Origin of the sequence: Streptomyces sp. SAI-135, assembly GCF_029893805.1 — a bacterium.
GTDB lineage: Bacteria > Actinomycetota > Actinomycetes > Streptomycetales > Streptomycetaceae > Streptomyces.
On the sequence record NZ_JARXYP010000002.1, the window covers coordinates 8,813,722 to 8,833,910 of the forward strand.

The 20,189-nt window shown below is 69.1% G+C and carries 18 protein-coding genes and 1 pseudogene; 14 read left to right on the forward strand and 5 right to left on the reverse strand.

All coding sequences use genetic code 11. The features are described 5' to 3' along the window. Positions 1–77 precede the first annotated feature (77 nt). The 3 genes from pflB (at position 78) to M2163_RS44410 (ending at position 4,054) form a co-directional block, all read left to right on the forward strand. Positions 78–2,336, forward strand: a complete 2,259-nt coding sequence (gene pflB, locus M2163_RS44400; RefSeq protein ID WP_280847177.1) for a formate C-acetyltransferase — start codon at positions 78–80, stop codon at positions 2,334–2,336. Beyond that, positions 2,333–3,073: a pyruvate formate-lyase-activating protein gene (gene pflA, locus M2163_RS44405; RefSeq protein WP_280896930.1), complete on the forward strand. Its 741-nt coding sequence runs from the start codon at positions 2,333–2,335 to the stop codon at positions 3,071–3,073. The genes pflB and pflA overlap by 4 nt, the downstream gene beginning before the upstream one ends. 144 nt (positions 3,074–3,217) lie before the next feature. Beyond that, positions 3,218–4,054 carry an alpha/beta fold hydrolase gene (locus tag M2163_RS44410; protein WP_280896931.1) on the forward strand — a complete coding sequence of 279 codons (837 nt, stop codon included), beginning with the start codon at positions 3,218–3,220 and terminating at the stop codon, positions 4,052–4,054. A gap of 80 nt (positions 4,055–4,134) precedes the next feature. Here M2163_RS44410 and M2163_RS44415 read toward each other — a convergent pair whose 3' ends face one another. Then, positions 4,135–4,314 (reverse strand): hypothetical protein, encoded by a 180-nt coding sequence (locus M2163_RS44415; RefSeq protein WP_280896932.1) that lies wholly within the window; start codon positions 4,312–4,314, stop codon positions 4,135–4,137. A gap of 46 nt (positions 4,315–4,360) precedes the next feature. Further along, the gene (locus M2163_RS44420) at positions 4,361–4,783 is read right to left on the reverse strand and encodes an Hsp20/alpha crystallin family protein (protein WP_280847173.1); all 423 of its coding nucleotides are present in this window, start codon (positions 4,781–4,783) and stop codon (positions 4,361–4,363) included. Between the two features lie 359 nt (positions 4,784–5,142). Here M2163_RS44420 and M2163_RS44425 point away from each other — a divergent pair, with 359 nt between their 5' ends. Then, positions 5,143–5,565 carry an Hsp20/alpha crystallin family protein gene (locus M2163_RS44425; RefSeq protein WP_280847172.1) on the forward strand — a complete coding sequence of 141 codons (423 nt, stop codon included), beginning with the start codon at positions 5,143–5,145 and terminating at the stop codon, positions 5,563–5,565. A gap of 165 nt (positions 5,566–5,730) precedes the next feature. On the opposite strand, the gene M2163_RS44430 is transcribed toward M2163_RS44425, so the two are convergent. Both M2163_RS44430 and M2163_RS44435 read right to left on the reverse strand, forming a co-directional pair. After that, positions 5,731–5,883 carry a hypothetical protein gene (locus M2163_RS44430; protein ID WP_280847171.1) on the reverse strand — a complete coding sequence of 51 codons (153 nt, stop codon included), beginning with the start codon at positions 5,881–5,883 and terminating at the stop codon, positions 5,731–5,733. A 483-nt stretch (positions 5,884–6,366) separates the two neighbouring features. After that, positions 6,367–7,182 carry a helix-turn-helix transcriptional regulator gene (locus tag M2163_RS44435; protein ID WP_280896933.1) on the reverse strand — a complete coding sequence of 272 codons (816 nt, stop codon included), beginning with the start codon at positions 7,180–7,182 and terminating at the stop codon, positions 6,367–6,369. 71 nt (positions 7,183–7,253) lie between these two features. Here M2163_RS44435 and M2163_RS44440 point away from each other — a divergent pair, with 71 nt between their 5' ends. The 3 genes from M2163_RS44440 (at position 7,254) to M2163_RS44450 (ending at position 10,300) form a co-directional block, all read left to right on the forward strand. Beyond that, positions 7,254–7,970, forward strand: a complete 717-nt coding sequence (locus M2163_RS44440; protein WP_280896934.1) for an SDR family oxidoreductase — start codon at positions 7,254–7,256, stop codon at positions 7,968–7,970. A 270-nt stretch (positions 7,971–8,240) separates the two neighbouring features. Continuing rightward, positions 8,241–9,236 (forward strand): LacI family DNA-binding transcriptional regulator, encoded by a 996-nt coding sequence (locus M2163_RS44445; protein ID WP_280896935.1) that lies wholly within the window; start codon positions 8,241–8,243, stop codon positions 9,234–9,236. A gap of 113 nt (positions 9,237–9,349) precedes the next feature. Beyond that, complete coding sequence (locus M2163_RS44450) at positions 9,350–10,300, forward strand: glycosyl hydrolase family 32 (RefSeq protein ID WP_280896936.1); 951 nt, start codon at positions 9,350–9,352, stop codon at positions 10,298–10,300. Between the two features lie 88 nt (positions 10,301–10,388). Here M2163_RS44450 and M2163_RS44455 read toward each other — a convergent pair whose 3' ends face one another. Beyond that, on the reverse strand, positions 10,389–11,447 hold the full coding sequence (locus M2163_RS44455) for a LacI family DNA-binding transcriptional regulator (protein WP_280896937.1): 1,059 nt from the start codon (positions 11,445–11,447) through the stop codon (positions 10,389–10,391). Positions 11,448–11,931: 484 nt separating this feature from the next. Between M2163_RS44455 and M2163_RS44460 the strand changes: the two genes are divergently transcribed. The 7 genes and pseudogenes from M2163_RS44460 (at position 11,932) to M2163_RS44490 (ending at position 20,176) form a co-directional block, all read left to right on the forward strand. Next, positions 11,932–13,236: an extracellular solute-binding protein gene (locus M2163_RS44460; RefSeq protein ID WP_280896938.1), complete on the forward strand. Its 1,305-nt coding sequence runs from the start codon at positions 11,932–11,934 to the stop codon at positions 13,234–13,236. Further along, entirely contained in the window at positions 13,233–14,210 is a 978-nt protein-coding gene (locus tag M2163_RS44465) for a sugar ABC transporter permease (RefSeq protein ID WP_280847164.1), read from the forward strand. Before M2163_RS44460 ends, M2163_RS44465 begins: the two co-directional genes overlap by 4 nt. Position 14,211: 1 nt before the next feature. Next, on the forward strand, positions 14,212–15,036 hold the full coding sequence (locus tag M2163_RS44470) for a carbohydrate ABC transporter permease (protein WP_280896939.1): 825 nt from the start codon (positions 14,212–14,214) through the stop codon (positions 15,034–15,036). Between the two features lie 86 nt (positions 15,037–15,122). Beyond that, positions 15,123–15,340: pseudogene (locus M2163_RS44475) on the forward strand (transposase family protein); the annotation flags it as partial. Between the two features lie 63 nt (positions 15,341–15,403). Then, positions 15,404–16,909 (forward strand): alpha-L-fucosidase, encoded by a 1,506-nt coding sequence (locus M2163_RS44480; RefSeq protein WP_280896940.1) that lies wholly within the window; start codon positions 15,404–15,406, stop codon positions 16,907–16,909. 58 nt (positions 16,910–16,967) lie between these two features. Next, entirely contained in the window at positions 16,968–18,128 is a 1,161-nt protein-coding gene (locus M2163_RS44485; protein WP_280896941.1) for an ROK family transcriptional regulator, read from the forward strand. A gap of 740 nt (positions 18,129–18,868) precedes the next feature. Further along, positions 18,869–20,176, forward strand: coding sequence for a sugar ABC transporter substrate-binding protein (locus tag M2163_RS44490; protein WP_280896942.1), 1,308 nt, complete (start codon positions 18,869–18,871; stop codon positions 20,174–20,176). Positions 20,177–20,189 lie beyond the last annotated feature (13 nt).

Consider the following 20,189-nt stretch of genomic DNA (forward strand, 5'->3'; position numbering starts at 1 on the left):
CTGTCCGGCACTCCTGCGCCTGACCTGGGCGCGGCGAGGATCGGCAGTGAACGGAAGATCCGACGAGAGGACCTGTGATGACCGCGACGGTGACAGTCGGCCCCCTGACCGCCGACGCCTGGCGGCACTTCGCCGGAGGCGGATGGCGTGAGCGCGTCGACGTGCGCGACTTCGTCCAGGCCAACTACACCCCGTACGAGGGCGACGCGTCCTTCCTCGCCGGGCCGACGGACCGCACCCGAGCGGTGTGGGAGAAGGTCAGTGCGCTGTTCCCGGAGGAGCGCCGCCGCGGTGTCCTCGACGTGGACGCCGCCACCCCTTCCACGATCACCTCGCACGCCCCGGGCTACATCGACCGGGACCGCGAACTGATCGTCGGACTCCAGACCGACGCCCCGCTCAAGCGCGCGATCATGCCCAATGGCGGCATCCGCATGGTGGAGAACAGCCTGAAGGCCTACGGCTACGAGCCCGACCCCTTCGTCACCAAGGTCTTCGGCACCTACCGCAAGACCCACAACGACGGCGTCTTCGACGCCTACACCCCCGCCATGCGCACCGCCCGCAAGGTCGGCATCATCACCGGTCTGCCCGACGCCTACGGCCGCGGCCGGATCATCGGCGACTACCGGCGCGTGGCGCTGTACGGCACCGACCGGCTGATCGAGGCGAAGAAGGCCGAGCGCGCCGCGCTGGACGCCCGGCCCTCCACCCCCGACGTCATCCGTGACCGGGAGGAACTCGCCGAGCAAGTAAGGGCGTTGGGTGAGCTGACCCGGATGGCGGCCGCCTACGGCTGTGACGTCTCCCGCCCCGCCGCGACCGCCCACGAGGCCGTGCAGTGGCTCTACCTCGGCTACCTCGCCGCGGTGAAGGAGCAGAACGGCGCCGCGATGTCGCTGGGCCGCACCTCCACCTTCCTCGACGTCTACCTCCAGCGGGACCTGGACGAGGGTGTCCTCGACGAGACCAGCGCCCAGGAGCTGATCGACGACTTCGTGATCAAGCTGCGGATCGTGCGGTTCCTGCGCACCCCCGAGTACGACGCCCTGTTCTCCGGCGACCCGACCTGGGTGACGGAGTCCATCGGCGGCATGGGTCTGGACGGCCGCCCGCTGGTCACCCGCACCTCCTTCCGGTTCCTGCAGACCCTGTACAACCTCGGGCCCGCCCCCGAGCCCAACCTGACCGTGCTGTGGTCGCCGCGGCTGCCCGAGGGGTTCAAGCGGTTCTGCGCCCAGGTCTCGATCGACACCAGCGCCGTCCAGTACGAGTCCGACGACCTGATGCGCCCGCGCACCGGCGACGACACCGCGATCGCCTGCTGTGTGTCGGCGATGGCGGTGGGCCGGCAGATGCAGTTCTTCGGGGCGCGCGTCAACCTCGCCAAGGCACTGCTGTACGCCGTCAACGGCGGCCGGGACGAGATGACCGGCGACCAGGTCACCCCCGAGATGCCGCCGCTGACCGGCGAATACCTCGACTACGAGGAGCTGGCGGCCGCGTACGACCGCGTACTGGAGTGGCTGGCACAGACCTACGTCGACGCGCTGAACGTCATCCACTACATGCACGACAAGTACGCCTACGAACGCGTCGAGATGGCCTTGCACGACTACCCGGTGCACCGCTTCATGGCGTGCGGCATCGCAGGTCTCTCGGTGGCCGTGGACAGTCTGTCCGCCGTCAAGCACGCACGCGTGAAGGTGTTCCGGGACGCGACGGGGCTGGCCGTCGACTTCGAGACCGAGGGAGAGTTCCCGGCGTACGGCAACAACGACGACCGCGCCGACACGCTCGCCGTCGACCTGGTGGAGTCGTTCATGGCGAAGGTGCGCAAGCACCCCACCTACCGGGACGCCGAGCACACCCAGTCGGTGCTGACCATCACCTCCAACGTCGTCTACGGCAAGCACACCGGCAACACCCCCGACGGCCGCCGCGCCGGACAGCCCTTCGCCCCCGGCGCCAACCCGATGAACGGCCGCGACCGGCACGGGGTCGTCGCCTCCGCGCTGTCGGTGGCGAAACTGCCGTACGAGGCGGCCCGCGACGGGATCTCGCTGACGACGACGATCACCCCCGAGGGCCTCGGCCACGTGCCGGAGGAGCGCGCCGGGCACCTGGTGGGCATCCTCGACGGCTACACGGCGGCCGGCGGTTTCCACATGAACGTCAACGTCCTGGACCGGGCGACGCTGGAGGACGCGATGGAACACCCGGAGAAGTACCCGGAGTTGACGATCAGGGTCTCCGGGTACGCGGTGAACTTCGTCCGTCTGACCCGCGAGCAGCAGCTCGACGTGATCAGCCGCACCTTCCACGGGGCGCTGTGAGTGTCGTGGCGGCCACCGGCCGGATCCACTCCTGGGACCTGTCCACCGGCGTGGACGGTCCCGGGACCCGGTTCGTGCTCTTCGTCAGCGGCTGCCCGCTGCGCTGCCTGTACTGCGCCAATCCCGACACCTGGCACATGCGCGACGGACGGCAGGTCACCGTCGACGAGGTGATGGCCGAGATCGAGAAGTACCGGCCGTTCCTCACCACCTCCGGCGGCGGGGTGACCATCACGGGCGGTGAGGCGCTGCTCCAGCCGGCCTTCACCGGCGCCCTGTTGCGCCGCTGCAAGGAGGCCGGACTCCACACCGCGATCGACACCTCCGGCTTCCTCGGAGCCCGCGCCACCGACGAGCTCCTCGCCGACACCGACCTGGTGCTGCTGGACATCAAGTCCTTCGACATCGCCACCTACCGCAGACTGACCGGCGGCGACCTCGCCCCCACCCTTGCCTTCGCCACCCGGCTCAACCGGCTCGGCGTGCCCATGTGGATCCGGTACGTCCTGGTGCCCGGCTGGACGGACGATCCGGAAGCCGTGGACGGCCTCGCCGAGTTCGTCGCCGGCCTGGACGCGGTCGACCGCGTGGACGTCCTGCCGTTCCACAGACTCGGAGCGGCCAAGTACGAGGCCCTGGGCATCCCGTTCCCCCTGAAGGACACGCCGTCCCCCGACCCGGTCCTCACCGAGCGGGTCCGCGCACAGTTCCGCGCACACGGTACGGCGGCCCACTGAGCGGGCGGGCCTGCCTGGAATGATTGGGACGTTCTGTCGGGGTGACTCGGTGACGGAAGCACGGAGCGGCCGCGCGGAAGGGGCAGAGCATGCACGCTTCCGCTGTGACTGACGGTCACCTGAGCCGTGGACGCCCCGCCCGGCATGGCTGAGCGCACCGTGCGGTCGGCAACCCGGCACGAAGGCCGCGTCGCGGGCCTGTACACCGCCCGTTTCGGTCCGTGGCCCCCGAGGCAGACCGTGATCGTCATGGTGCACGGACTCGGCCTCTCAGGACGCTACTTCACCCCTCTCGCCCGGTCACTGGCGGCTGTGGGGCGCACCGTCCTGGTGCCGGACCTACCGGGAAACGTCCGCTCGCGGCGGGTCGTCCGGCGCACTCCGGACGTCGAGGAGACGACGAAAGCGCTGCTGCGCTGGCAGGCCGCCGCGGCAATCGGTCCTTGTCTCCTGGTGGCCAACTCGGTCGGTTGCCAAATGACCGCGGCGCTCGCAGCCGAGCACCCTCGACGGGTGGAGCGGATGGTGCTCATCGGCCCTGCACTCGACGCGACGGCGTTGTCGCCGCTGCGGCAACTCCTGCGTCTGCCGGCCGACGCGCCGAAGGAACCGCTGTCCCTCCTCGCTGTGGCAGCCGCCGACTATCTGCTCACCGGAGCAGCCCGGTTCCTGGCGGGATTCCGTCACGCACGGCTGGACGCGTCCGGCCCGTTCGAGGAGCGCCTGCGGCGGATCGAGGCGCCGACCCTGGTGCTGAGGGGGTCCGAGGACCGGGTGGCCCCTCAGCACTGGGCCGAGCGAGTGACCGCCGACCTGCCCCACGGCCGACTTGCCGTGGTGCCCGGCGCAGCCCACGCCGTGCACTTCAGCCGGCCCGACACCACGGCCCGGCTGATTCTGGACTTCTGCCGTGAGGACTCCTGTGGGGCGGCCGGCCAGGAGCAGCAAGGGGGCGACGCGGTCTCGGGGGCGAGGTCCTGAAACGACGGCGAAGACGTTGACCGCGGAGGCACCGAGCCTCGCGAAGCCCAGGTGGCCGTCATCGGTTGGCGACCACCAACTCACGCCGTTGTGGCGCGTTCCTCGGTACTCAGGACGGTCCGCAGTCGCTGGTAGCGGTCGAGGTCCTCCCAGGTGTCGTGGTCGGGCGGGCTGGGGTGGCGGCGTGTGGTGCCCCAGGCCCAGACACTGGCGGCGAGACCGGCGAAGAGGGGGATGAGCAGCCACAGCAGGGCGCCCATGGTGTGAGCCTCCTTGTATGCGCTCGGGACGGACGGGCAGGGGAGTTCAGGCGGTCAGTTGCCTGAGTGTGCCGCCGGAGACCGCGATCTTGCGGGGTTTGGCGTGTGCGGCCAGCGGGATGCGCAGTGTGAGGACGCCGTTGTCGTAGGCGGCCTCGGCGGCCGCGGTGTCCAGGGCGTCCGACAGGGCCAGGCGGCGGGTGAAACGGCCGGTGGGCCGCTCAGTGAGTACGGGGCGGGCGTCGGCCGGGATGGGGGAGGGCCGCTCGGCGGTCAGGGTCAGCGTGTGCTGCTCCGTGGTCAGCTCGATGCTGGAGCGGTCCATGCCGGGCAGGTCGAACTGCAGGTAGAGCGCTGCGTCGTCGCGCCACGCGTCCGCGGGAATGACGGTTCCTTCCGGGGCGCCGGGGTTCGCGAGCTGGTGCGTGAGCCGGTCGAGATCGCCCAGACCGCCCGTGCGCGCAAGCATGTCCAACTTCTTCCTTTCCGAAGGCGGCCGCAGTGGTGCGGCCCGGTGATCGAGTGTGCCTATTTCCTATAACCCGACCGGAGGTTCTCTGACAAGTAGCCGCTGTATGAAGTTGATGCTAGTCGGCTCAACCTTCCGTGCTGTGAGGGTTCGGTCATGGCTGCGGCGTGGCGGCACTGTCGCTGGTGGTTGGCCGAGCCGCTTTGAGCTGTGAGGTCGCTACCGTGTCGGTGCTGTGGCGTGTCGCAGAACAGATCCCGGCAAAAAGTTGAGCCCTTGCTTGTCAACTTTGCGCTCGCGGTGGTATATCAGAAGCAGAGCGGATCGGACGCGGGAACGACTTGAAGGAGGGATGACAGATGCTGATGCGTACGGATCCCTTCCGCGAGCTTGACCGGCTCGTCGAGCGGGTCTGGGGCACGGCCGCGCACCCGGCGGGCATGGCGCTGGACGCATGGCGTGAAGGTGACACGTTCTTCGTGGAGCTGGACCTGCCCGGCGTGGACGCGGAGTCGATCGATCTCGATGTCGAGCGCAACGTTCTGACGGTGAGGGCCGAACGCAAGCCGGCGTACGGCGAGAACACCGAAACGGTGGTCACCGAGCGGCCCGCGGGTACGTTCAGTAGGCAGCTGTTCCTCGGCGAGACTCTCGACACCGACAAGATCGAAGCCTCCTACGAGGCCGGTGTGCTGAGGCTGCGGATCCCGGTCGCCGAGCAGGCGAAGCCTCGCAGGATCGCCATCAGCGGCGGCAGCGACCACAGGGAACTGGGCGGCTGACGCCGCAGCGACTCCATCTCCTCAAGGGCCTCGGACATCAGTCCGGGGCCCTGACACCGTCTGCGCCTGCGTTTGGGCCTGCACGCTGGGGAAAGCCGGCGCCAAGCCATCCATAGCCGACGCGAACGCCAGGCCCGCGACCGCTGCCTGGTTCGGGAGAGCCGCTCAGGACCCAGGCAGGCGTTCCGGTTCCCCGTCGTCGGCGTCGAACACCTTGGTGAAGGTGGCGCCGCACCGGCAGCGGGAGTGTTCGATCAATTCGCCGTCGGCCGACACGCTCACTCCCTGGCTGAGCCGCACATGCACATGATCACCCATGAGGAGCTGCCTTCCATGACCTCGCCTGCTCCGGTCATCGTGGAGGCCGACCGCGTGAACTGACAATGCCGCAGCTCACACGTACGTACGGTGACACGTTCCAGGCGACGTGATCGTGCGGCCGTGGGGGAGGGAAGAGCCGTGGCTTCGCCGAGCACGTCACGCGGGTGGCCGACGACGCGGAAGCCACGCAGGCGCGGGTAACCGGCGGGGCCGCGCTCCGGACGAGCTGACCGCGTTCCTCGACCGCGTCATCGACGCGTCGGTGGCCGACCGCGCCGGCAAGGCCGCCGCACAGGCCCTGGGAGCGGAGCCCGGCGAACGCACCGACGAAGACCGCGCCGGGACGGCCGTCACAGATCTCATTCGCGCGGGCCAGGCCGCCGGCGACGGTCGAGCCGGTCGACGATCGCGGTGCAGAGCTAGGAGCACCCATCTTTGCGACGCTCCGTGCACTGGCGAGACCTGTGCCAGACCTCTCTCTCAGGTCACCTGCCTGGCCAGGCTGTGCAGGGTCCGCGCGGCAGGTGATCCGGGGTCGGCCGTGATCAGGACGACTTCCTGGTCGTCCTCGGGCACGAGCAGGACGTCACAGTTCAACCGCAGCGAGCCGGCCTCCGGATGATCGAGGATCTTGGTGCGGTGCCCGGGGGCGTGGACCGGACGCGTTTGCCATATCTGTCGGAACTCCTCGCTGCCGGTGTGCAGTTCGGTCAGCAGAGCGGTCAGCTGCGGGTCATGCGGATAGCGGTCGGCGGCTCGTCGCAGTCGCGCCACCACAATGTGCCCGAACTCCTCGGCGCTGGAGCTCTCGTACATCCACCCTTGGCCAAGGAAGCGGCGCCGGGCCAGGTTCGCCCTCCCGTCTCCGAGATCGCCGCCGAGCAGTGCCTGGGCCAGGGGGTTCCAGGCGACGACTCCGTACGACGCGTCAGTGACGATGGCTCCGGTCTCCGGCAACCGCTCCAGCATCCGGGCCACATAAGGGCGTACCTGCCGCACGGCGCTGATGCCGGGCGGCGTGCTAGATCCCGCCAGGCGGAACAGGTGGCTGCGCTCGGCCGGCGTGAGCCGTAATGCCCGGGACAACGCTTCCAGGATCCGAGTGGACGGCCGCGGGCCCCGGGCCTGCTCCAGCCGCGTGTAGTAGTCGACCGACATATGGGCGAGTTCCGCCACCTCTTCGCGGCGCAGGCCCGGTGTCCGGCGATCGGTGCCCGTCGTCGTCAGGCCGATCTCGTGTGGGCGCAGGCCCGCCCGGCGGTCCCGCAGGAAGCGGGCCAGCTCCTGCCGTGCCATGTCGCTTCCTCCCACTGCCTGGTACAGGTTGTCCCTGGCAGGGCGCCCACAGCCAGGGAACGCTGGTTGCCATGAACGATCGCACAGCTCTTGTCACCGGTGCCAACAAGGGCATCGGCAAGCACATCGCCCGGCTCCTCGCCGCCGAGGGCCTCACCGTGTACGTGGGCTCTCGCGACCGCGGGCTCGGACAGCGAGCCGCCGAGGAGATCGGCGCAGGTGCCCGCCTGCTGGTCCTCGACGTGACAGATCCTGACGGCATCGCACGGGCCGCGACCCAGGTGGACCGTCTGGACGTGCTGGTCAACAACGCCGGGATCTCACCGACACTCGCCCCGTCGGCCGACACGAGCGTCGAGGAGTTCCGGCGCACATACGAGACCAACGTCTTCGGGGCGGTGGCGGTGACCAATGCCTTCCTGCCCGCCCTGCGCCGGTCCCCGCACCCTCGCATCGTCAACATCTCCAGCGGCACCGCATCGCTGACCTGGAGCACGAACCCCAACCCCCAGTTCACACCGGGTAGCGGTGGCGCCGCCGCCTACCGGTCGTCCAAGGCCGCCCTCAACGCCCTCACCGTCCTCTACGCCCAGACGCTGGCCGAGGAGGGCTTCAAGGTCAACGCGCTAGCCCCCGGCATGCGGGCCACCGACCTCAACCCTCTGGCCGCCGCTGCCGGCGACGACCCGGCCGAGGCCGCCCAGGGAGCCGCCCGCCTGGCCCTGCTGCCGGACGACGGCCCCACCGGTGGCTTCTTCTCCTGGGACGGAACGCCCGTGCCCTGGTGAGCGGCGCTGAGATCCCGGGCGACGGCGCTGACTCGCGCACCCCAAGAAGCGTATTCGCTCCTGGGCACCGGTTCCGGCGCTCGTCCCACTGACGGCCGCGCGGCGCTCGTGGCAGCGGGCAAGGCGGTGGAAGGCGTTCTGCCGGGCGTGGGTGCGAACGGACTCCCGAAATCGCGACGCCGCCTCCCAGCAGTGGCCGTTCATGAGTGAAGATGGCTCGGGGCGAGGAAGGAAGAGCGCATGGCTCGGGGCAGGACGACACTTGCGGATGTGGCACGGCACGCCGGACTCTCCGTCACGGCGGCGTCGCTGGTGCTCAACCGGCGTCCAGGCATCAGGATTTCCGCAGAGGCGCAGGCCCGGGTGTTCGCCGCCGCGGACGAACTCGGTTACCGGCCCAACGTGGCCGCCCGCAGCCTGCGCACTCAGAAGACCGCGACCATCGCCTTCGTCTCGGACGTGGTCGCCACGACCCGTTTCGCCGGTGACATGATCCGCGGCGCCCTGGACGCGGCTCGGGAACGTGAACACGTCATGCTGATCGCGGAGACACAGGGCGATCCCGAAACGGAACAGCACGCCGTGGAGGCCATGCTCGACCGCCAGATCGACGGTTTCGTCTACGCGGCCATGGCCTGCCGGCGACTGTCCGTGCCGCCCGCCATGTCGAATCGGCCCACGGTGCTGCTCAACGGCGACAGCGCCGACGCCGTCGCCTCGGTGCTGCCCGACGACGAGGGCGCGGGCCACAGTGTCGCGATGGAGCTGATGAAGCACGGCCACCGCCGTGTCGCGGTGATCGGGCGGGCCGAGACGCTCGAACGCGACCCCCGTCGCTCCCTCGCCGCCGGACCGCGCATGCGCGGCATCCGGCGGGCCCTGGCCCAGCACGGCGTACGGCTCACCCCGGGCGGGCGTGCCGAGGAATGGGAGCCCGAGGAGGGGTACGAGGCGATGCGGGCGCTGCTGCGGCGGCGGACCCTGACCCGGGGGATCATCTGCATGAACGACCGGCTGGCCCTCGGCGCGTACCAGGCACTCGGTGAGGCCGGCCTGAAGGTCCCCGAGGACGTGTCGGTCGTCTCGTTCGACGACGACCCCATCGCGGGCTGGTTGCGTCCGGGGCTGACCACGGCCGTCCTGCCGCATGAGGCGATGGGGCGGCTCGCCGTGGAGATGCTGCTCGACTGGGACCTGCGGCCGGGCACACGGTGGGTCCCCATGCCCTTGCGTGAGCGGGCGTCCGTGGCACCGCCCCGCGACTGACCACGCCGTACGACACCGCGTCCCGCCCTCACCGGCCCGGTCCGTGGACGATGCTTTGATAAAACGATTTACCCTGTTAGTTTTCCTCCATCGTCTGCAAGGGAGGGTCGCTGATGCTGCGCTTGCCCGATCACTGGGTCTGGGACAGCTGGTACGCCAGGGACGACGACGGGCGCCATCACGCGTTCTTCCTGCGCGCGTCCCGCGCGCTGCTGGACCCCGACCGGCGTCACCGGCGAGCGTCCGTGGGGCACGCGGTCTCCGACGACCTGCGCACCTGGCGGATGTGTGCCGATGCGCTCGTCGCCTCGGACGGGCCGTCCTGGGACGATCTGGCCACCTGGACGGGATCCGTGGTCCGCGGCCCCGAGGGCCTCTGGTACATGTTCTACACCGGGGTGAGCCGGGCCGAGGACGGCCTGGTCCAGCGGATCGGTCTGGCGGTCTCGAACGACCTGCAGACCTGGCGCCGGCACGGCACCAAGGCCCTGGTCGAGGCGGACCCGCTCTGGTACGAGCGTCTGGACGGCACGGCGCCGTCGGCCGGGACCTGGTACGAAGAGGCCTGGCGCGACCCGTGGGTGTTCCGGGATCCTGCGGGGGCGGGCTGGCACATGCTCATCACCGCGCGGCTCGGGCGCGGTCCTGCGGGCGGCCGCGGTGTCATCGGACACGCCCGCTCGGACAACCTCGTCGACTGGGAGGTCGGCCCGCCCGTCACCGAGCCCGCCGGTTTCGGCCACCTGGAGGTACCCCAGGTGGCCGTCGTGGACGGCCAGCCGCTCCTGCTGTTCTGCACCAACACGTCCGAAGACCCCGACACCGGCACCGAGCACCAGGTGTGGGCGGTGCCCGGACGCTCCCTCACCGGCCCCTGGGACATGACCGCGGCGAAACTCGTGAACTGTCCCGGGCTCTACGCACCGCGTCTGGTCCAGGAGCCCGACGGCGCCTGGCACCTCATCGGGTTCGTCAACGAGCGCGACGGGGCGTTCGTCGGTGAACTCACCGATCCCGTACCCGTGCGCTACACGCCGTCCGAAGGGCTGCAGCCCGCCCTGTGAACACCCCGTGCCGGCAGGCGGGTCCACGCCGGCACGGACGCCGCTCCCGCACATCGCCGACCGTCGGTGGCCGGGGATGCTTCTCGGTTCAGACACCGGTGTGCGCGGCCTCGTTCGACAGCACGGCGGTGGCCGTATGGGAGGCGCGGAGTCTCACCGGCATGGCGATGCGGTGGACGACGGGATCGGCCGGGCCGTCGAGCAGTACCTCCACCGCCGTGCGGCCCAGACTGTAGTGGGGCAGAGCGACACTGGTCAGCCGGGGGCGGAGCCAGGACGCCAGATCCGAGTCGTCGAACGAGACGACACACACGTCGTCCGGGACGCGCAGCTCAGCCTCCTGGAGCGCCTGGTAGGCGCCCAGCGAGACGCGGTCGTTGAGGCAGATCAACGCACGGGGCGCGGTCCCGCCCGCGAGGAGGCGCCGCACCTCGCGGTGGCCGTCCTCGGGCTGCCAGTCGCATTCCGCCACGCCGGCGAGACGGACACCGGCCTGCGCCATGACCTCCTCGACGCCCCGCATCCGCTCCCGCCCCGCCCAGACTCCGTCGGGGGTGTCCGCGGTGATGTGCCGTCCACCGATCACATGGACCCCCTCCGCATGCCCCGCCGTCAGCACGGCCGCCGCTGCGTCCCGCCCGGCGTTGAACTCGTCGGGCAGCACGCTGGGCACACGCGCGTCCTTTGCGTAGCAGTTGAGCAGGACCACGCGGGAGTCGCGCAGGGCCGCGGGCAGGCGGACCTCACGGCTGTACATGGTGGCGTAGACGAAACCGTCGACCTGACGGTCCAGCATCCCCTCCACGAGCCGGCGCTCGATCTCGGGGTCGCCTTCGGTCTCCGCGATGAAGAGCACGTGATCGGCGGCCCCGGCGGCGTCGAGCGCACCGTGGATCACCTCGCCCGCGAACTGGGTCGTGGCGATGGTGTCCGAGATCAGGGCGATGGTCCTGGTCACCGAGGTGCGCAGGCCGCGGGCCGTCAGATTGGGCCGGTACCCGAGCTCGCGCGCGGCCAGGCGGACCCGTTCCTCGGCCTCCGCCGAGATGCGCATGTCCTGCCGGCCGGCGAGCACGAACGATGCGGTGGTCGTCGACACCCCCGCCCTGCGGGCCACGTCGGTCATGGTGACACGTCGCCGGGTCATCGCACTCCTCATGCAATCGGGAACGTCAGGGGCGGCCGCTCGCGCCGGCGCGAGCGGCCGCAGAGCCCCCTCGCGATGCTCGGCGGGCGCTGCCGGAAGGTGAACCCGGTGTTGCCCAGGTATTACCTCCACGATCCTTGACACGGTTCGGGGTAAGGCCCATGCTCGCTGCTAAATCTATTTAGCACCTGCGGAAGCCGCCTTGGCAACACACTCTCCCCATTCCCTTCCGCCCCGCCGTCCGGCCGGCGCCGACGGCGGGACGACCATCGGATCCGGCTGTCACGGCCTCCCCACGGGCACTGCCGGAGCGGCTTTGAGAGCGTCGCTCCGGCACCGGTTCCGCCGACCGAGCACAACGGGTGGATCGCATGGATCCACCCTCCGTGACACACGCAAGGAGTCCTCCATGTACGAAGGCAAGGCCGGGCATCCGACTGCACGGCTCCGTCGGAACCCGTGGCGACGGCGGTTCGCACCAGCGGTGGTGATTCCCCTGACCCTCCTGGGCGCGGCGTGCAGCGCCCCGGGCTCCGGGGACACGGCCTCCTCCGGCGACACCGCGGTGAGCACCTCGCTGGGCAAGGGCAAGATCACCTTGCAGATGTACGCCGAGACCGGGTTCCCGCTCGCCAAGGCGCTGGCCGACGAGTTCACGCGGCAGCACCCGAACGTGACGTTCAAGGTGCGGGAGGACCAGTTCACCGTCCTGGTCGAGAACGCGCCGCGCGTGCTGGCAGGGGACAACGCCCCGGACATCATCCGTCTCCCCACCATGGTCGACCTGGTCAAGGACGGCCTGCTGAAGAACCTGGACCCGTACGTCAAGGCCTACGGCTGGAACAAGTTCCCCGCCTCCCAGCTCGAGCAGCTGCGCGTGAACAAGGACGGCCAGCGCGGCTCGGGTCCGCTGTACGGGGCGGGCCTCGGCTACAGCGTCACGGGCGTGTTCTACAACAAGGACCTGGCGAAGAAGGTCGGCATGACCAAGCCGCCCGCCACGGTGGCCGAGTTCGAGAGCCTGCTGGCCCGGACGAAGAAGGCGGGCGTCCAGCCCATCATGCAGTTCAACAAGAACACCGCCGGAATCAACTTCACCTACCAGGCGCTGCAGAACCAGTTCACCGACCCGGCCCAGGTCAACGACTGGATCTTCCAGAAGCCGGGCGCCACCTTCGACACACCGGCCTCGCTGAAGGCCGCGCAGACCATCGAGAAGTGGGCGAAGGCCGGGTACTTCCCCAAGGACGCGAACGCCATCGACTACACCACCATGGTGGGTGACTTCGCCAAGGGTCAGGGCCTGTTCATGTTCAACGGCGACTGGGAGTCCGCGAACCTGGACACCAAGATGCCCGGCAACGTCGGCTTCTTCCTCTTCCCGGCCGAGAGCGCGGGCGGCCGCCACGTGGCGATGTCCTCACCGAACACCTTCGGTATCGGGGAGCGGGCCAAGCACCCCAACGAGGCCGCCTACTTCCTCAACTGGCTCCACACCGACGCCAAGGCCCGCAAGATCCTGGTGGACGTGGGCGGTTCCAGCCCCGGCGGTCCGGCGGACCTCGCGGTGCCGAAGGCCAAGGAGGGCTCGGTCCTCGCCTCGACTCTGAAGGCCTCGCAGCAACTGGCCGCCGAGAACGGCGCGGTGGACTTCACGGCCAACGCGACGGGATCGATCTTCGCCTCGGCCATCACCCCCGAGCTCCAGAAGCTGATCGTCGGCCAGCAGACCCCCGAAGGCTATGTGAAGGCCGTGCAGAAGGAGTACGAGAAGGAGTTGTCGCAGTGACGCAGACACATGCGGCACGCGAAGGACGGCCGGCGAGGACCTCGCCGGCGCGCGCGGCGGTGCCGACGAGGTCCTCGGCCCGCAGGGCGCCCCGCGCCCTGCGGGGTGCCGACCGGACTCGCTGGAGCGGCTGGCTCTTCGTTCTGCCGGCGCTGGCGGTGTACGGGTTCTTCGTCCTCAAGCCCCTGCTGACGACCATGCAGTACTCGCTCTACCGGTGGGACGGAATCGGCCCCTCACAATGGGTCGGCCTCGACAACTACCGCACGGTGCTGACGGATCCGGACCTCCTGGAGATCATCCTCCATGCCTTCGTGCTGATCATCTTCTTCAGTTTCGTCCCCGTCTGCCTCGGCCTGCTCGTGGCGAGCCTCATCCACCGGGTCAGCCGAGGGCCGCTGGGGGCCGCCGCACGTACGATCCTCTTCCTGCCGCAGATCATCCCCCTGGTGGCCGCGGGCATCGCGTGGAGCTGGGTCCTGAGCACGACCGGCATCGTCAACCAGGTCCTGAACTCCGTCGGTCTCGGCCGCTACTCCCGCGCCTGGCTGGGCGAGTTCGACACGGCGCTGCCCGCGGTGGGCGTGATCGGCGCCTGGGTCCTGCTCGGGCTGTGCACCATCCTGCTGGTGACCGGCATGAGCAAGATCGATCCGGCGCTGTACGAGGCGGCGAGGATCGACGGAGCGGGCTCGGTGCGCGAGTTCTTCGCCGTCACCCTGCCGAGCCTGCGCCGGGAGGTCGGCATCTGCCTGACCGTCACCGTCATCGCCGCCCTGGCCAGCTTCGACATCGTCTACATCTCCACCAGCGGAGGCCCTGGAACAGCCACGACCGTGCCGGGCCTGGAGATCTACCGGCTGGCCTTCGCCCAGCGGCAGGTCGGTCTGGCCTCGGCACTCGCCGTGGTGCTCATGCTGCTGGTCCTGGTCTGTGTGCTGCCGATCCAGCGCCTGTCGCGAGAGGGCAAGTGAAGTGAACATCAGCCGACGCGAGGCGATCACCGGCAGGGTCTTCCTCGTCCTGCTCATGGTGGTCACCCTGCTGCCGTTCGTGAGCATGCTCTCGGCCGCCCTGCAGCCCAGGGGCACGGTCCCCTCCGGCCTGGAGTGGCCCTCGGACCCGCACTGGCACAACTTCGTCGACGCCTTCGACGTGGCCAACATGGGCGCCCTGCTGAAGTCCAGCCTCCTCATCGTGGCCGGCGTGGTACCGGCCGCCGTCTTCATCGCGACGCTGGCCGGCTTCGGCCTGGGACACCTCAAGGTGCGTGGCGGCGCGGTCGCCATGGGCGTACTGCTGCTCGGCCTGACCATGCCGTTCGAGGCCGTGATCACCCCGATCTACTACCAGATCAGGGACCTGGGCCTGCTCAACACCCGGTGGGCCATCATCCTGCCGCTGATCGGGCTCTACATGCCCTTCTCGGTCTACTGGATGCGCGCCCATTTCCTCAACGTGCCTAAGGAGTTGTCGGAGGCGGCCCGGGTCGACGGCGCAACGACCTGGCAGTTGTTCCGCCGGATTCACATCCCGCTGGCCCGGCCCGCCATCTCGTCCCTGACGATCCTGCTGTTCCTGTGGACCTGGAACCAGTTCCTGTTGTCCATCGTGCTCGTCGACGATCCCTCCAAGCGGACCATGGCGGGAGCGCTGGGCGCGTTCCAGGGACAGTGGGGCACCGACCTGGTGTTGCTGTGCGCGGGTTCGCTGCTCATCCTCACCCCGACCCTCGTCATCTTCCTCATCTTCCAACGGCAGTTCATCAGCGCGCTGTTGCAGGGGTCCGTCAAGGGCTGAGGCGAGGAGACGGTCGCGCTGGGCGAGCTGGTCGTCGAGGACGGCGGTGGCGCGGTGGTGGTCACGGCTCACACCCGGGCTGCGGCAGTGCCTGTCCGGGCTGCCGAACGCTGACGGCGAAGGTGCACGGGACTCACTGCCAGACGGCGACGGACGTGCCGATCGACGGCCGCCCGTCGTGGTCCACCTGCTGATGCGGCGGCTGGTCTGTCCGGTCCTGGGCTGCCGGAGGCAGACCTTTCGTGAGCAGATTCAGGTTCCCGTCGCGGGCCATGGAGATCGTATGGACCGGCAGTCCGGCAGAAGGATAGAGTCTTAGTTTGTAAACCAAGGTGACAAACGTGAACCGACGAACAGGATGACTCGCATGACCGATGCCATGCCCCCGCGTCGTTCCGTCGATGCTCTCGACGAGATCCGGGCCCTGACCGCGGTGAGGCCGAGCGCGCGACAGGTGGCGTGGCAGTCGATGGAGTTCTACGCCTTCATCCACTTCGGCATGAACACGATGACGGATCGCGAGTGGGGCCTGGGCGGCGAGGACCCAGCCCTGTTCGACCCGTCCGATCTCGATGTCGATCAGTGGATGTCGGTGATCGCCGCGGCGGGGATGACAGGCGCCATCATCACGGCCAAGCACCACGACGGCTTCTGCCTCTGGCCCTCGAAGGTGACCGCGCACTCGGTCGCCGCCTCCCCATGGCAAGAGGGCAAGGGTGACCTCGTACGGCTCGCAGCCGACGCGGCGCGGCGCCACGGTCTGAAGTTCGGGATCTATCTCTCGCCGTGGGACCGCACGGAGGCGTCGTACGGCTCGGGGCAGGCGTACGACGACTTCTTCGTGCGCCAGCTGGAGGAGCTGCTGTCCGGATACGGCGAGATCTTCTCGGTGTGGTTCGACGGCGCCAACGGCGAGGGTCCCGGCGGTGCGTACCAGGAGTACGACTGGGAGCGCTACTACGCAGTCGTACGGCGGCTGCAGCCCGGTGCCGTGATCTCGGTCTGCGGTCCGGACGTCCGGTGGTGCGGCAACGAGGCCGGGCATACCCGGCCTGACGAATGGAGCGTCGTACCCGCAGGGCTGCGTGACGTCGAACGTGTCGTCGATCGCTCGCAGCATGCCGATGACGGGGCATTTTCACGGCTCGTCCGAAGCGACGAAGAGGACTTGGGCAGCCGCGAGGCCCTCACTGGCCACCTCGACGATCTGGTGTGGTATCCGGCCGAGGTGAACACGTCCATCCGGCCGGGGTGGTTCTATCACCAGAACGAGGACGACTCCGTCCGCTCCGCCGACGAACTCTTCGATCTGTGGTGCGACGCGGTCGGTGGCAACGCGTGCCTGTTGCTCAACGTGCCGCCCGATCCCCGAGGGCGTGTGGCGGCTCCCGACGTCGCCGCGCTGACAGGCCTGGGCGAACGCATCCGGACGTTCCGGAACGGCGTGCTGGACGCGGACATCGCGCTGTCGTCCGGGGTGCCGCGCACACCGGGGGGCGAGGCCCTCGCCGACAGGACCGCTCTCACGCGCCTGGCCGGGGATGCGGCAACACCGTACGTGTGGCGTCCAGAGAAGGCCGACGTCATGCCGACCGTCTCACTCACCCTCCACGGCCCCACCGAGGTCGGCGCCGTGGTCATACGTGAGGACATCACGCGGGGGCAGCGCCTGGAGCGGGTGATGGTGATCGGGGTGTCCGACGGGAGCGAACGCGTACTGGCCGAGGCGAACTCGGTCGGCTACCAGCGTATTCTGCGTTTCCGCCCACACATCGTCGACGAGGTGAAGGTGAGGCTCGAAGCATCCCGTGGGCTTCCGGCGATCCGCACGATCGCAGTGGTCCATGCCGACGCAGCGAGGTCCCGGAGGTGAACACGATCCACCGACCGCGCCATGGCACGTGGACGGTGAGAGTGTGTTGGATGTGACCATGACGAGCACGCCTGATGATCCAACCCTGCGTTGCGAGACCGGTTCCGGGTGGCCGCAGCTGCACCCGACGACGCAGTCGGCGTACAACCAGATTCTGTGGAACGGCGGCCTCTCCAAAAGCGAGGTGGCGAAGAAGCTGGGCCTGTCGCGCACCCGGATGACGGCCATCGCACGCGATCTCGAGGCCGCGGGTCTCATCGTCGAGGGCGGCAGGGAACAGAGGGCCAGCACGGGACGGCCCGCGGACATGCTGCTCGCCAGGACCGACCTCTTTCACTTCCTCGGCGTACATGTGCGTGCGGGAGAACTGGTCGCCGCGGGAATCGATCTGACCAACAAGGTGGTCTGGGAACGGTCGCAGCACGTCGACGAGTTGGACCCGGCCGTCATCGGCGCGCAATGCCGTACCTGGCTGGCCGAGGCGAAGGCCGGTGGACTGCGCGTGGCGGCGTTGGCCGTGTGTGGATCGGTGGAACGGATCGACGGGGCTGCGGAGGGGGTCGGCCTCCAGGCCGTGACACCTGAAGCGGTCCGGTCGGAATGGGAGAAGGAGTTCGGCATACCGGTATGGGCCGAAGACGACATCGTGGCTCTTACCGCGTTCGAGCAATGGCCTCGCCTGGCCGACGGGCAGGACAGCATGGCCCTCATTTCTCTGGGGCAGGAAATCGGGGTGGGACTGGTTGCCGACCGTAAGATCATTTTGGGTGCGCACCGCAGGGCGGGACGGTTCTCCCACGTCCTGGTCGCGGCTGACGGCGCGAGGTGCGCCCTGGGGCATCGCGGCTGCCTGTGGGCGGAGAGTTCGACGATCTCGATCGTGAAGGATGTCGTCGGTGCGCAGACCCTCGACGACGTCATCGATCGAGCTGCGGCGGGCGAGCGGACGGCGCACGAGCGACTGGCGCGCGCTGCGCGCGGGATCGGCGTGGCGGCCGGACACATCCTCAACCTGCTTGATCCCGACAAGGTGATCTTGACGGGGGACAGCCCGGCGATTCTTGATTCCCACGCCAAGGACTTCGAAGAGGGGATGCGCACCGTGTACACGGCGCCGGCCTCGCCGGTCATCGAGGTGACAGTGTTCGACTTCCTCGAATGGGCGCGCGCGGCAGCCGGCCTGGCGCTGTACCGCCGACTCGCCGAGTACGACGACTGACCTGACCCAAGCCGCGTCGGCGTCATCGGTGTGCGCCGAGGTGCGGGTGAAGCCTCTGGCAGAGGACTGTCGGCCAAGACGGCGGCCGCCACCGGAGACTTCGCGCGCGTGCTTACCGGTTCGACACCGGTGCGTGGGTCGCCGTCCGGTGTCGGCTGCCCACTCCCGTCGTCGGGAAAGCCTCCCTGGTCTCAGAGCCCGGTGACGGTGCGGCCCGCGACGGCCGTCATGTTCTGAGGTGTTCGCCCGCCACGGCGTCCCCGACGGGCTGACGTCCTAGGCCATGGCACAGGCCGGGCAAGGTATGACGCGATCCCCGAGCGTCGAGGCCGATGGCTCTTGCCGGGCTCGTAGCGGCTGCTCGCATTCCGTGTGGTCGGTCAGGGCTGCTCGTGTGACGGCTGTACATCGCTACCGGCACCCGTGGTGGCGCAGACGACCTCTTCGCAGCGCGGCAGGCATTCCCTCGCACGCTGGTGAAGCCGGCGTGTCGTCATCAGCGGCCCCGTAGCCCGCTCCACTGCCGCACGGCCAGCGAGAACGCCGCGGTGCTCCACTCCCCGCCGAGCGCCGGTCGGCCTGCTTGTTCACCTGTGCCCGGAGTCCCTGTCCAGTTGGCGGAAAACATCTGGCTTGCGGAGGGGTGCACTTGAGTTTGTCACCTCCATTGACAAACTCTGGCGACCCGAGTGATGCTCGTCGCCGCGAGACACCGAGCCGCTCCGAGTCGAGGGAGACTCATGCGCACCAGCAAGTTCCGCAGGATCGTGGCTGCTGCGGCCGCCACAGTCGCCACCGCTCTCTTCGCCTCCGCCTGCTCGGATGCGGGCACCTCCACGTCCTCCGGAGGGAAGGTCACCCTGCAGTACTGGGCGTGGGCGCCCGGAAGTGCACAGGAAGTCAAGGAGTTCAACCGCACGCATCCGGACATCAAGGTGGTCCACACCGACGCCGGCGGTGGCGAGCAGTCATCCGCCAAGCTCCTCGCCGCGATTCGCGCGGGCAACGCACCCGATCTCGCGCTCGTGGAGAACACGTCGCTGCCGCGCATGATCGTCGCCGGCGCCCCGCTGGACATCACCGACTACGTCTCCGACGTACGGAAGAACTATTCGGCCGGCTCGTGGGCGCAGACGACCTTCGGCGGACAGACCTACGGGCTGCCGCAGGACGTCGGGCCCATGGCGCTGCTCTACCGCAAGGACGTCTTCGACAAGTACGGCATCAAGGCGCCCGTGACCTGGGAGGACTACCGCAAGGCGGCCGCCAGGATCAAGGCGCGCAACCCCAAGCTCACGATGGCCTCGCTGAGCACCGACGGATGGGGCTGGTACGCCGCCGTGGCGGCGCAGGCCGGCGACGACTGGTGGTCGGTCGACGGGGACAAGTGGACCGTCAACATCGACGGCGCCAACTCCCGCAAGGTCATGGACTTCTTCCAGGGAATGTTCAAGGACGGGCTCATCACGGCCGATCCGATCCTGACGCCGACGTACAACCAGCAACTGAACAACGGCACGATGCTGTCCTGGCCCTCCGCCGCCTGGGCCCCCGGTGTCATCTACGGCGTGGCGCCGAAGACCGCCGGCAAGTGGGCCCTCGCACCCCTGCCGCGGTGGAACGCCGACGACCCGACCGTCTCGTTCCAGGGCGGCTCCTCGGTCATCGTCACCTCCAAGTCCAAGCACCCGAAGGAAGCCGCCGAGTTCGCGAAGTGGCTCAACGCCGGTGACCAGGGCGCGAAGATGATCCTCAACGTGCAGAACGGCTATCCCGCCGCGCTGTCGGGGCAGAAGGCCGCAACTGCGCAGAAGCCCCCGGCTCTCATGCCTCAGCAGAGCGACTACTACAGCGTCGTCGCCGAGATCGCCAAGCACACCCGCCCGGTGACCTGGGGCCCGAACACCGATGTCGCAGCGACCGCGTTCACGGACGCGATGAACGCGGCCATGCACAACGGCACTTCATGGGCTGACGTTCTGACCGTCACGCAGAAGGCCGTGGTGAAGGACCTGAAGAAGCAGGGATTCAAGGTGAGCGAGGGATAGGGCGGTGGGCTGA